General features: G+C 59.6%; 9 protein-coding genes. 6 read left to right on the top strand and 3 right to left on the bottom strand.

The features are described from left to right. Nucleotides 1-77: 77 nt before the first annotated feature. From AB3G35_RS01015 to AB3G35_RS01000, 4 genes are all read left to right on the top strand, one after another. On the top strand, nucleotides 78-1,496 hold the full coding sequence (locus tag AB3G35_RS01015; protein WP_134050894.1) for a PIG-L family deacetylase: 1,419 nt from the start codon (nucleotides 78-80) through the stop codon (nucleotides 1,494-1,496). Nucleotides 1,497-1,559: 63 nt separating this feature from the next. Continuing rightward, entirely contained in the window at nucleotides 1,560-2,444 is an 885-nt protein-coding gene (locus AB3G35_RS01010; protein WP_340079444.1) for a DUF6625 family protein, read from the top strand. Further along, complete coding sequence (locus AB3G35_RS01005) at nucleotides 2,441-3,592, top strand: glycosyltransferase (protein ID WP_016783263.1); 1,152 nt, start codon at nucleotides 2,441-2,443, stop codon at nucleotides 3,590-3,592. The genes AB3G35_RS01010 and AB3G35_RS01005 overlap by 4 nt, the downstream gene beginning before the upstream one ends. Further along, on the top strand, nucleotides 3,589-4,473 hold the full coding sequence (locus AB3G35_RS01000) for a glycosyltransferase (protein ID WP_169869401.1): 885 nt from the start codon (nucleotides 3,589-3,591) through the stop codon (nucleotides 4,471-4,473). Before AB3G35_RS01005 ends, AB3G35_RS01000 begins: the two co-directional genes overlap by 4 nt. Before the next feature lie 14 nt (nucleotides 4,474-4,487). On the opposite strand, the gene AB3G35_RS00995 is transcribed toward AB3G35_RS01000, so the two are convergent. Together AB3G35_RS00995 and AB3G35_RS00990 are read right to left on the bottom strand one after the other, a co-directional pair. After that, nucleotides 4,488-5,696, bottom strand: a complete 1,209-nt coding sequence (locus AB3G35_RS00995) for an acyltransferase (RefSeq protein ID WP_238930737.1) — start codon at nucleotides 5,694-5,696, stop codon at nucleotides 4,488-4,490. 2 nt (nucleotides 5,697-5,698) lie between these two features. Next, the gene (locus AB3G35_RS00990; RefSeq protein WP_106115454.1) at nucleotides 5,699-7,564 is read right to left on the bottom strand and encodes a bifunctional O-antigen ligase/aminoglycoside phosphotransferase family protein; all 1,866 of its coding nucleotides are present in this window, start codon (nucleotides 7,562-7,564) and stop codon (nucleotides 5,699-5,701) included. Nucleotides 7,565-7,721: 157 nt separating this feature from the next. Here AB3G35_RS00990 and msbA point away from each other — a divergent pair, with 157 nt between their 5' ends. Then, nucleotides 7,722-9,527: a lipid A export permease/ATP-binding protein MsbA gene (msbA, locus tag AB3G35_RS00985; RefSeq protein WP_016783267.1), complete on the top strand. Its 1,806-nt coding sequence runs from the start codon at nucleotides 7,722-7,724 to the stop codon at nucleotides 9,525-9,527. Between the two features lie 237 nt (nucleotides 9,528-9,764). Beyond that, the gene (hldE, locus tag AB3G35_RS00980) at nucleotides 9,765-11,186 is read left to right on the top strand and encodes a bifunctional D-glycero-beta-D-manno-heptose-7-phosphate kinase/D-glycero-beta-D-manno-heptose 1-phosphate adenylyltransferase HldE (protein ID WP_029611702.1); all 1,422 of its coding nucleotides are present in this window, start codon (nucleotides 9,765-9,767) and stop codon (nucleotides 11,184-11,186) included. A gap of 110 nt (nucleotides 11,187-11,296) precedes the next feature. On the opposite strand, the gene AB3G35_RS00975 is transcribed toward hldE, so the two are convergent. Then, complete coding sequence (locus AB3G35_RS00975) at nucleotides 11,297-12,253, bottom strand: metal ABC transporter ATPase (RefSeq protein WP_106115453.1); 957 nt, start codon at nucleotides 12,251-12,253, stop codon at nucleotides 11,297-11,299. Nucleotides 12,254-12,286 lie beyond the last annotated feature (33 nt).

The following is a 12,286-nucleotide window of genomic DNA, read 5'->3' as shown; positions in this document are numbered from 1 at the left end:
CACTGCGACTTTTCTGACATGCCGCAGCGCTTGCATCGCGAGCAAGCCCGCTCCTACAGAATCACAAGAGCCAAATCATGAGTCAACCCGCCTCGCGCAAGCAGCAACTTCTCAAGCGTCATCGGCGCAACAAGCGTATGGGTCTGCTGATCGGCCTGCTGGTGCTGCTGGCCAGTGGCGTGCTGCTGGCCTGGTGGTTGCCGCCGGTGTTGGCAGTGCTGGGCTGGGTGGCCCATGAGGCATGGTTTGCCGACCATCTGTTCTATTCGCCCAAGGACGATTACCAGTACCGCTTCCCGGCCGACAGCGAGCAACTGGCGGTGCGCCTTGAAGGCGACAGGCTGGTAGCGCAACAACCGCTGCAGTTGGCGGGCGATGAAACCCTGATCCTGGCGATCAAGGTCAAAAGTGGCTGGCTGGGGCGTTTTCTCGACCCGTATGTGCAACTGTCGGGTGGCGAGTCGGCGGATCGGCAAACCTTCGAGCGTGGGGTCAATGGCCAGCGCTACCTTAACTTGAGTGGTTGTGCGCAGGCGCTGGTCGCGGGGCAGCTGCGTGTACGCGGGCAATTTTGCCGCGTCATGGGTCAACCTGTACTGCAGGTTTTCCGCCAACCTGATTACCGCCAGCAGCGGGTCATGGTGGTTGCGCCCCACGCCGATGACGCCGAACTGGCCGCGTTTGGTCTGTACAGCCAGGCCAGGGAAGCCTGGATCGTGACCCTGACTGCTGGCGAAATCGAAGCCGAGCATTATCAGAAGATGGGCCTGCCACGGGCAGAAGCTGCGCGCCTCAAAGGCCGTTTGCGCGCCTGGGACAGCATGGCCGTGCCGCGTTGGGCCGGTGTGCCTGAGGCCCATTGCGCGCAGTTGGGCTACTTCTGTCTGCAATTGCCCGCCATGCAGGCCGCGCCCGATCAGCCGATGGCCTCGCGCGAGGCGGACTTGAGCGATATCCGCGTATTCCGCCAGTTCAACCCGTTCCCGTTGCCCGCCGATCAGGATGGTGCGCCAACCTGGCATAACCTGCTGGCCGACCTGCGCGCGTTGATCCTGCGCGCGCGCCCCGAAGTCATTGTGCTTCCGCATCCTTCAATCGACCCGCACCCGGACCATATCAGTGCCCATGACGCAGTCATCGAGGCTCTGGAGGGCCTGGAGTGGCAGCCGACCACCGTGCTCGGTTACGCCAACCACCTGCATGACAACGACCGCTGGCCGATGGGCAACAGCGGTGACGGCATTGCCTTGCCGCCAGTGTTCGACCCCGCGCTCAGCCTGCGCCCCTGCAGCCTGCCATTGACCCTGGCACAGCAGCGTGACAAGGCGATGGCGCTGGGCATGATGCACGACCTGCAGCCGCGGGCTGCGCTCAAGCGCAGGCTTAGACGATCGATACAGCAACTCCTGGCTGGCAGAAAGTCATCTCCTTATGGAGAGAACGAGTTTTTCCGCAAAGCGGTCCGGCGTCATGAGCTGTTCTGGCAACTAAAATAATAAGTACATATAAAAAGTGGTCATAGCATTGACCCTAATCTCGACCTTTACATTGAGTTCCCAGTGATAAAACCATCACCGCGTATTTTATTTGTGATCCCGTACTTCGGCCGATGGCCGTTCTGGATGCCGTTTTTCCTCGAAAGCTGTCGGCACAATCCTGATATTGACTGGCTTTTTTTCAGCGACTGTGGGGTACCTGAAAATCTGCCGGCCAATGTGACCGTTGAACCGATCAGCTTTACCGACTATTGCCGCAAGGTTTCTGAACGTCTGAAGATCGATTTCGCACCTAAAGAGGCTTATAAGCTGTGCGATATCAAGCCGGCGCTGGGCTATATCCACGAAGACCGTCTGCAGGGCTATGATTTCTGGGCCTTCGGCGATATCGATCTGGTGTATGGGGACCTGCGCAGTTATTTCACCGCAGAGCGGCTGGCCCGTTATGACCTGTTTTCAACCCACGAACGCCGGGTCGCGGGGCATTTGTGCCTGATGCGCAATACGCCTTGCAAGCGCGAGCTGTTCATGCGGATAAAGGACTGGCAGCAGCGCTTTACTGACAACCAGCACCATGCGCTGGATGAGGGGGCCTTCAGCCGGATCTTCCTGTGGCGCAAGAACTTGCCCAAGCCGCTGTTCGAGCTGGTGGGCAAGTTCAACCCGCTGCGCCGTACCAGTGAATTCACCGAGGCCTTCAGTACGCCCGGCGGCTGCATCAAGTGGCATGACGGCACGGAAAACTTCCCGGGCAAGTGGTTCTGGAATAACGGCATATTGAAGAATGATCGTGACGGCGACCACACCTTTCCCTACTTTCACTTCGTGTGCTGGAAGCGTAACGAGTGGTCGAAACTGCCCGCTCCCGATCCAGTTGCAATCCAGCGTCTGGCGGCAGAGCCGGCCTGGACTATTGATGCCACCGGCTTTCACCGGGGAGAGTTATGAAACGTACCAAGGTTTTGCAATTGCAGCCCGACTACAATGTCAAATCCCATGACTTTGCCGACCTTGCCGAGCAGATCGTGCGCGCGCTGCCCCGTGAGCGTTACGAAATCACGGCGGCCTTTTTGCGTGGGCGTCCGGGGCCGGGCGAGCCAGTGAGCAAAGCTGATCATTCGGTGTACTTCGAGTTCAGCGACAAGTCGCTCAAGGGCATGCGTTTGCGCGCCATGTGGGCGTTGTACAAGTTCTGCCGCAAAGAACAGTTTGATGTGGTGATCTGCAACCGCTTTAAACCGGTGAACATGCTGCTGCAGCTTAACCGCTGGCTGAAAATCCCGCTGTGCGTGGGCATTTCCCACGGGTTTGGCGAGTACGACCGCTTTTACCGGCGCAGCCAGGCCAAGCGCCTGATCGACAAGCACTGGCGCTTTGTCGGTGTGTCGCCTGCGGTCAAGCAATACCTGCTGGACTGCCAGTGCGGTTTCACTGACGCCAATACCTATGCCATCACCAATGCCATCGATATCGAGCAGGCCGAAGCCCTGCAGCTGCCACGCCAGCAGGCGCGTGAAAAGCTTGGCCTGGATCAGGATGCGCGGATGATCGGCGCGCTGGGGCGTCTGGTGCCGATCAAGGGCCATCGCTTTTTGCTGCAAGCGTTCGCCGCTTTGAAAGACAAATACCCGAACGCACAACTGGCCATTATTGGTGCCGGTCGCGAAGAGTCGCGCCTGCGCGAGCAGATCGGGCAACTGGGGCTCGAAGGTCGTGCGCACCTGCTGGGCTTCCAGGAGAACGCCCTGCAGTATGTGCGTGCGTTCGATATCTGGACCATGCCTTCGCTGGCCGAAGGTCTGGGGCTGGCGCTGCTTGAGGGCATGAGCGGGCACTTGCCGGTGATCGCGACCAATGTGCCAGCCATGTTGCCGCTGATTGAAGGGGCGGGCGGTCTGGCCGTGAAACCAAGCGATGTGGCAACCCTGACCGCCGCGCTGGACGAGTACCTGGCCCTGCCGGACGACGCTTTGCGAGCCAAGGGCGAGCAGGCGTTCCGCTACTTGCAGCAAAACCACGACATTGAGGTATTCCGTCAGGAGTACCTGGATCTGATCGACTCGGGCCTGCGCCAGGCTCGCAAGGAACACCCATGACTGACTTGCAACCTCTGGTAACGGTGATCATCGCCTCCTACAACCACGGGCCCTATATCGAGCAAAGCATCCAGAGCGTTCTGGATCAGACTTATCCCAATATCGAGTTGCTGGTGATCGATGACGGCTCGCCTGATGACAGCGTTGAGCGCATCCAGCGTTTACAGGCGGTGCATGGTTTCGACTTTCGGGTGCAACAGAACCAGGGGCTGACCAACACCCTGAACGGCGCGATTGCCCGGGCCAAGGGCAGCCTGATAGTGCCTTTCGGCTCCGATGACATCATGATGCCGGACCGTATTGCGGTGCAGGTCGCCTATATGGACGGCAAGCCTGAAGTGGGTATTTGCGCGGGCAATATCGAGCTGATCGATGCTGACGGCAACCTGTTCCCGGAGAAGCGCCAGCGCCGCGATGTGCCGTTCCGGCGCCTGGACTTCGATGACATGTTCCTCGAGCGCAAGCCGTATCCGCCTGCGCCCACCCTGATGATCCGCCGTGAAGCGCTGGACAAGGTAGGGGGCTTTGACCCGAGCATTCGCCTGGAAGACTTGTATATCGAGCTGAAGATCACCCATGCCGGGTACTTTATCGACGGCCTGAATGTGGTGATGGCGCGCTATCGCAAGCACGCGACCAACTCGTACAAGAACCATCGGTTCATGATCGACAGCATCCTGCGCATTTATGCCCAGTTCAGTGATCACCCGCTGTACGACGAGGTGCGCTACAAATTTCTCAATTCCATGTTCCTGAAAACGGCCAACCGCAATCGTGCCCTGGCCCGTGAGCTCTTGGCGCAGATTCCGTTCAAGCACTGGACGGGCAAGACCTGGCGTGGCCTGGGGCGGCTGTATTTCTCACCGCTGGAAAAAGACTGATAGTTTGTGAGGGGTTATTCCGGCTCGACCTGTGAGGTCGTCCGGGTGCGCTGGCGCAGTCGGCGCACAAGCCTTTTGCCTGCGGCCATGCCGGGTTTTTCGATGTAGAGAAAGCTCAGGCTGCTGATGGCAATCAACAGGCCGCTGCTCAGGGCCGCCAACAGCAGGAATACCAGGGGCTCCTTGGTGTCCAGTGGCAGCGCCAAAGGCAGGCGCTGCAACATCAGCCAGATCAGGAACCCGTGCAGCAGGTAAGTGCTGTAGCTGATTTCCCCCATCCAGCGAATGCTGCGCAGTGCCAATGCGCCAAACAGCGTATGCCCCGAGGCGATGATCGAGAACACCAGGGTCAGCAGCAGTAGCGGCAAGAACGCAAAGCTTTTGCGAAACAAAGTCAGTACGGCTATCAGCACAACCAGGGCAATGACCCCCGCAACGGGTGTCCGGCTCCAGGCCAGGAGCCTGGGCGTGCGCACCCAGTATGCCGCCGCCACGCCACCGAGAAAGCTCATCAGGATGTGCTTTTTCAGTGAGTGCTCCCAACCCACCACCTGATACAGCGCGTAGATGGCAACCAGGCACAGTGCAGTCTGGCGCCAGTCGCTACGGTACAGAAACACCATCCCGAACAGTGGCAGCGCCATGTAGAAGAACACTTCGTAGCTCAGGGTCCAGGTGACGTTGGCAATCAGCCCGCCGGTTTGCGGGTATTGATTGATATCCGGGCGGTCGAAGATCAACCAGGCCAGTATCTGGCCCGCGATTTCAAGGGGGCTGTCCTTGAGTGTCCAGCCCTGGATGTAGAACACGCTGACAATCACCAGCAGCATCAGTGGCAAATACAGCGGATACAGGCGGAAAACCCGGGACACAGCGAAGGCCAGCCAATCGTACTGACGGCCTTTTTCAAGCAGGCGGCCCCAGAACAGAAAGGCCGTGATCATGAAGAACAAGGCCACGCTGGCCAGACCGATCTGGGCGTAGAACCGGGTCGAGGGCATTTCAAATGCCCCGGTATGCAGAAACACCCAGGTAATGGCGGTGTGGTGAATAAATACACCAAAGGCCAAATAGCCGCGCAAACCATCAACACTGCTGTAGCGGCCTTGAGCTGAATGCTCCAGGTTGCGCTGGATGGTCGGCGAGCAGCGCAGCAGCAAGGCTGACGTCATGATCGCCAGGCCATAGGCCAGCACCGCCCACAAGGGGTTACTGCTGTCCAGGCTCAAGGCGCGTTGGTTTGCGCAAGTGCCATAACCTGGGTGCGCAGGCTGGTAACGGCAGGGGCGGGCGCCAGGGTGGCGTAACCTTGCAGCAGTTCTGGCAGTTGCTCTTCGAACAACCAGCGACGGTCCTCGGGGTAGCGTTGCATATGCCGCAAGTTACGCTGGCGCAAGGCTATGCGCAGTGCTGATGGATAGAGATGCAGGTCGGCAATATCGATCAGGGCGAACTCGCCATCGTCCATCAACAACACATTACCCAGGTGCAGGGAGCGGAAGTAAACGCCCTTGTCATGCAGCACTGCCAGGAACTTGCCGAAGCGCTCGACCAGGGCCTGGCGCATGGCCGGCGAACCCATCGACTGCATCACCTGGCGCAGGGTCTGGCCGGGCAGTGGTTGGTACAGCACGGCAGTGCTGCCATTGCGTAACTGAAACAGGTCGAGGATTTTCGGCGCGGGAATACCCATCGCCTGCAAGCGCTCGCTGTTGACGGCAAAACGTTCCGAATAGGGATTGAAGCTGCCCGAGGTGTAGCAGCGGCGTGCGCGGAACAACTTGAGGAAGTTGCCATTTTGCAGGCGCAACACCTTGGGCCCCAGGCCATCTTCTTCAATCACCTGGGCATGGCTGGCAAGGGCGTTGAAGGCCGCATCGGACAGGCGGTGAACCGGCCTGTCACGCAGGGTCTTGAGGCGCAGGCCGATGTTCAGCGCGGCGATCAGCGCCAGAGGGATCCACAGCAGATACCAGTGTTCCTTGGGGCGCGAGATGATCCCGCCGCCTTCGGTCAGGCCGGCGCCAATGCCGTACATCAGCCAGGCGGAGGCGAGAATGAACAATGGCTGCACGCGGTGACGCCAGCTGCTGTACAGGCCCCAGGCCTGCATGAACAACCAGGGCAGCAGGCCGAGCAAACCGACGTAGAACAGTACCCCGAGGAAAAAATTATGGGGCTCGCTCAGGGGGGCGTCGGGATATTGTGGCAACGTCAGAGACAAGTGCGCGTCATAGCCATGACCGACCCACGGGCTTTGCGCGATCAGGTCCAGCGCCATCTGCCACAGATCAAAACGGAACGAGCTGCCGCGGCCGACGAGCATGTCCCAGAACAGGGCCGCCACCACCACGCCGCCCACGGCCAGCATACTGATCAGGGCCAGCGAGCGTCGGTTCCAGCAGATAAAGCTGAGCCAGACCATGGCCATGACGATGGCCACCAGCGGGGTTCGGGAGCCGGTGGCGATCACCGCCGCAAACATGATGACAAAGCCGGGAATGGCGACCAGCAGGACCGGCGGGCGTTTGCAGGTCATGCCCAAAGTCAGCCAATAGATACAGAAAAACCCGAATGCATGGGAGCTGAGCAGCGGATTGTCGAAAGCACCGGCACCGATCATCCGCAATTGCGGGTCCTGGATGGGGAAGAACATGTACAGGTTGTACAGGGTGGCGACCAGGGCAATGACGGCGGCACCAAAGATGAGCGGTTGCAGGCTGTCGCTACGGTACTTGACCAGCAGGGTACAGCCCGCGAACAGCATGAACAGGTGCAGCGGGGGTTTGAGCAGGCCGAGAAAGTGATCCTCGGTGTTGCTCCAGATCAGGCTGATCATGGCCCAGGCGGCAAACAGCAGAAAACCTGCGATCAACGGTTCGCGCAAGATGTCCCTGAACTCCCTGGGCCGCAAGACAAGGGCAATCAGGGTCGGAATGCTGAACAGTGCGTAATACAGTTTGTGATGCAGGCTTCGTCCAGGCAGAAAATAAAGGTCGGATAACAGTAATAAAAGGCCGACAGGCAGCAGCCATAGGCAAATGAAATCAAACACCCGTTGTTTTGAATAATTTAAGTAGCTCAATTGCATGCTGAAAGGTTCGTTCCAGATTTTGGACGGCCATACTAGCGCACTGGCCCTGTAGTGTCGTTTTTACTGGCCCGTGCGGCCGGGCTACAAGCGGCAGTCAGTACACCAGAGAAGCTGTGATAAAGTCAGCATCCTTTTTGACTAACCGCCGCGTGATATGACCGAATCCAGCCCCAGCACAAGCGAATCGAGCTTGAAGATATATCTGCGCCTGCTCAGCTATGTCCGGCCCTATGTCGGCCTGTTCCTGCTGAGTATCGTCGGGTTTCTTATTTTCGCTTCGACCCAGCCAATGCTTGGTTACATCCTCAAGTATTTCGTCGATGGCCTGTCCAACCCGGACGCAGTGCTGTTTCCTTCCGTTCCCTATTTGCGTGATCTGCGCCTGTTGCAGGTCGTGCCGATCCTGATTGTATTGATTGCTGCATGGCAGGGCCTGGGCTCCTTCCTGGGCAACTACTTCCTGGCCAAGGTGTCCCTTGGCCTGGTGCACGACCTGCGGGTGCAGTTGTTCAACAACCTGCTGGTACTGCCCAACCGTTACTTCGACAAGCACAACTCGGGGCATCTGATCTCCCGTATTACCTTCAACGTGACCATGGTGACCGGTGCTGCTACCGATGCGATCAAGGTGGTTATCCGTGAAGGCATGACGGTAGTGTTCCTGTTCGGCTCGTTGCTGTGGATGAACTGGCGCCTGACGCTGGTGATGGTCGCGATCCTGCCGCTGATTGCGGTCATGGTGAGTACGGCCAGCAAGAAATTCCGCAAGCAAAGCAAGAAGATTCAAGTGGCGATGGGCGACGTTACCCACGTTGCCTCGGAAACCATCCAGGGCTACCGCGTTGTGCGCAGCTTTGGCGGTGAGGCTTATGAGCGCAAGCGCTTCCTGCAAGCCAGCCAGAGCAACACCGACAAGCAACTGCGCATGACCCGCACGGGGGCTATCTATACCCCGATGCTGCAACTGGTCATCTATGTGGCGATGGGCATCCTGATGTTCCTGGTGCTTTACCTGCGTGGCGACTCGTCGCCGGGCGACATGATCGCCTACATCACCTTGGCCGGCCTGCTGCCCAAGCCGATTCGCCAGTTGTCTGAAGTCAGCTCGACGATCCAGAAGGGTGTGGCGGGTGCCGAAAGCATCTTTGAACAGCTGGATGAGAAACCGGAAGTCGACACCGGCACTGTTGAGCGCGACCACGTCACTGGCCGCCTGGATGTGCGCAACCTGAGCTTCACCTACCCGGACACCGACCGGCAGGTGCTCAAGGATGTAACCTTCTCGGCCGAACCGGGACAAATGGTGGCATTGGTGGGGCGTTCCGGGAGTGGCAAGTCGACACTGGCGAACCTGATCCCGCGTTTCTATCACCACACGGCGGGCGAGATCCTGCTCGATGGCGTCGAGATAGAAGATTACCGCCTGCTTAACCTGCGCAAGCATATCGCCCAGGTAACCCAGCATGTGACCCTGTTCAGCGACACCGTGGCCAATAACATTGCCTACGGCGATCTTGCCGGAGCACCGCGTGCCGACATCGAGAAAGCCGCGCGTGATGCCTACGCGATGGATTTTATCGAGCAGTTGCCACAAGGCCTGGACACTCAGGTCGGTGAAAACGGCGTGTTGCTTTCCGGTGGCCAGCGCCAGCGCCTGGCAATTGCCCGGGCATTGCTCAAGAACGCTCCGCTGCTGATTCTGGATGAGGCGACCTCGGCGCTGGATACCGAGTCCGAGCGTCATATCCAGGCGGCACTTGACCACGTCATGAAAGGTCGTACCACGCTGGTGATCGCTCACCGCCTGACCACCATTGAAAAAGCCGATCTGATCCTGGTGATGGACCAGGGCCAGATCGTCGAGCGCGGCACCCATGCCGAGCTGATGGCGCAAAATGGTTACTACGCGCGTCTGCATTCGATGGGGCTTGATGCCCCGGAAACGGGCGATATCGCCTAGTAAATGCCGCTGTCGCAATCCATTTGTAGCCGCTGCCGAAGGCTGCGATGGATTGCGCGGCGATCCGGATCAGTATTTGCCATGAAGGGCCTGCGGCCCTTGTCGCAGCCTGCGGCAGCGGCTACACAAAACTTTCGCTTTGCCTGATTCTCATTCGCTGCGATTAATACCGTGAACTGACCTGCGTTCACCCTGTGTTAATATCGCGCCCCTGTTCATTTTGTATGTGGGTTCTCCATGAAGTTGTCCATGCCGCGATTCGATCAAGCCCCTGTCTTGGTGGTAGGCGATGTCATGCTCGACCGTTATTGGCATGGCGGGACCTCACGGATTTCCCCTGAGGCGCCGGTGCCGGTGGTCAAGGTCGAGCAAATCGAAGACCGCCCGGGCGGCGCTGCCAACGTTGCGCTCAACATTGCAGCACTGGGCGCGCCTGCCTCGCTGGTGGGCGTGACCGGCGACGATGAAGCCGCCGACAGCCTGGCCAACCGGCTTGAGGGTGCGGGCGTTCGTGCACTGTTCCAGCGCATTGCGCACCAGCCGACCATCGTCAAGCTGCGGGTCATGAGCCGTCACCAGCAACTGCTGCGTATCGATTTTGAAGAACCGTTCGCCACCGACGCGCTGGCGTTGGGTGCCGAAGTTGAAAACCTGCTCGAAGGCATCAAGGTGCTGGTGCTGTCCGACTACGGCAAGGGTGCCCTGAAAAACCATCAGGTGCTGATCCAGGCTGCGCGTGCCAGGGGCATTCCGGTGCTGGCCGACCCCAAGGGCAAGGATTTCTCGATCTACCGTGGCGCCAGCCTGATTACGCCCAATCTGAGCGAGTTCGAAACCATTGTCGGTGGTTGCACTGACGAGGCCGATCTGGTGGCCAAAGGCGCCAAACTGATGGCCGACCTGGACCTGGGCGCCTTGCTGGTGACCCGTGGCGAGCACGGCATGACTCTGTTGCGCCCGGGCTTTGCCGCCATGCACCTGCCAGCGCGTGCGCGTGAAGTGTTTGACGTGACAGGGGCGGGCGATACCGTTATCTCGACCCTGGCCGCCGCCATTGCTGCCGGTGAAGAGCTGCCCCACGCCGTGGCCCTGGCCAATCTGGCGGCGGGTATTGTGGTCGGCAAGCTGGGTACGGCGGCCATCAGCGCGCCGGAACTGCGCCGTGCGATCCAGCGCTCCGAAGGGTCGGAGCGCGGCGTGCTGAGCCTCGATCAGTTGCTGCTGGCCATCGAAGATGCGCGGGCGCATAACGAGAAGATCGTTTTCACCAATGGTTGTTTCGACATTCTGCATGCCGGGCATGTGACCTATCTGGAGCAAGCGCGGGCTCAGGGTGATCGCTTGATCGTCGCGGTCAACGATGATGCTTCGGTAAGTCGCCTGAAAGGCCCGGGCCGGCCGATCAACAGCGTGGACCGGCGCATGGCGGTACTGGCTGGTCTGGGGGCGGTGGACTGGGTAATCAGCTTTCCTGAAGCTACCCCGGAAAACCTGCTGGCCCAGGTCAAGCCTGATGTGCTGGTCAAGGGCGGTGACTACGGGATCGATCAGGTGGTGGGCGCCGATATCGTCACCGCCTATGGCGGTACGGTGAAGGTGTTGGGGCTGGTTGAAAACAGCTCTACCACGGCCATTGTCGAGAAGATTCGCGGTCAGTGATGGATCGCATACTCACTGTGGGAGCGGGCTTGCCCGCGATAAGCTCGACTCGGTCCAGCTAAAAAACCGAGTTGTCTGAATCGCGGGCAAGCCCGCTCCCACATGAGTAACTAAGACTTTTTCACCACCTTCCTGAATATCTGCCGCGCCTTGCCCGTCAGGCGCTTGAGCCGTGACTCGGGTTTGGGCGGCGTCAAGCCCTGTTGCCTGAGCCAATCCTTCCAGCGAATCCGCTCATCACGCACCACCCAGCCCTCCTGTGGCGCAAAACTCTCGGCCAACCGCACGCCGCGAGTGCTGGCAGGCTGCAGGCGATCTTTGCTCAGGGTGTACAGCTCGGCGCACGGCTGGCCCTCCGTCAGCGGGATCAGGTACAGGTCAGGACGCTTGCGATCCAGGCGCGCCACCAGTTGATCCCCTTCCAGCCGCTCTTCAACATGGAACAGGCTCAGGGACTTGGCTTCCCTGGGCACTTCCAGGCGCAGATCGTAAATCAGCTGCAGTGAGGCGGTCGGCAGGTGCACATAGGTTCGTGGCCGCTCCAGCAGGGGCTGGCTGCCACAACTTACAGGCCGGGTCGCACCGGACAGGGGTGTGAGACGAAAGGGCAGGGCTTCGCGGTAATGCAGCGCGGCAGCGTAGGGAGCCGGTAGCCAGGTTTCATTGAAACGGCCGCCAAGCCAGCCTTCGGGGGTTTCCAGCAGGCACTCTTCGGCAATTTCCTGAATGGCTGTATGCAGGGGCAGATTGACCTCGTGGGCGGGTACATAACCAGAGATCAGCTTGAGCACCACATCACCACGATCCTGGCGGCGCTGGCGCACCAGCACCCAGTAGTCGCGACCTTGCCAATGCAGGGTCAGGCGCACGGATACCCCGAGGTTGGCCAGCTCCAGCGAAAAACGCTCATTGTCGGCAACCGTCACCGGGCGGCGTTTTTGCAGGGTTTGCGCGAAGTTCAGCGGCATACCGATGCTTTGATAGCTCAAGCCCTCGGGCGTGGCCTCGACATACAACGGCAGGGTCTTGAAGTCGCTGGGGTTCTTGCGGATCAGCATGCGCGGCATGGTCGGCTCCTCCTTGCGTCGGGGTCGGCCGCG

The sequence above is a fragment of the Pseudomonas sp. WC2401 genome (assembly GCF_041200115.1).
GTDB classification, from domain to species: Bacteria; Pseudomonadota; Gammaproteobacteria; order Pseudomonadales; family Pseudomonadaceae; genus Aquipseudomonas; species Aquipseudomonas fragi.
The sequence above is the reverse complement of the archived record's forward strand: the minus strand, read 5'-3'. Positions and strand labels throughout refer to the sequence as shown.

Excerpts from the sequence above, each read along its gene's own strand:
- hldE (WP_029611702.1), top strand. The coding sequence starts at position 9,765 with ATGAAGTTGTCCATGCCGCGATTCGATCAAGCCCCTGTCTTGGTGGTA.
- AB3G35_RS01005 (WP_016783263.1), top strand. The coding sequence starts at position 2,441 with ATGAAACGTACCAAGGTTTTGCAATTGCAGCCCGACTACAATGTCAAA.
- msbA (WP_016783267.1), top strand. The coding sequence starts at position 7,722 with ATGACCGAATCCAGCCCCAGCACAAGCGAATCGAGCTTGAAGATATAT.
- AB3G35_RS00990 (WP_106115454.1), bottom strand. The coding sequence starts at position 7,564 with ATGCAATTGAGCTACTTAAATTATTCAAAACAACGGGTGTTTGATTTC.
- AB3G35_RS01000 (WP_169869401.1), top strand. The coding sequence starts at position 3,589 with ATGACTGACTTGCAACCTCTGGTAACGGTGATCATCGCCTCCTACAAC.
- AB3G35_RS00975 (WP_106115453.1), bottom strand. The coding sequence starts at position 12,253 with ATGCCGCGCATGCTGATCCGCAAGAACCCCAGCGACTTCAAGACCCTG.
- AB3G35_RS01015 (WP_134050894.1), top strand. The coding sequence starts at position 78 with ATGAGTCAACCCGCCTCGCGCAAGCAGCAACTTCTCAAGCGTCATCGG.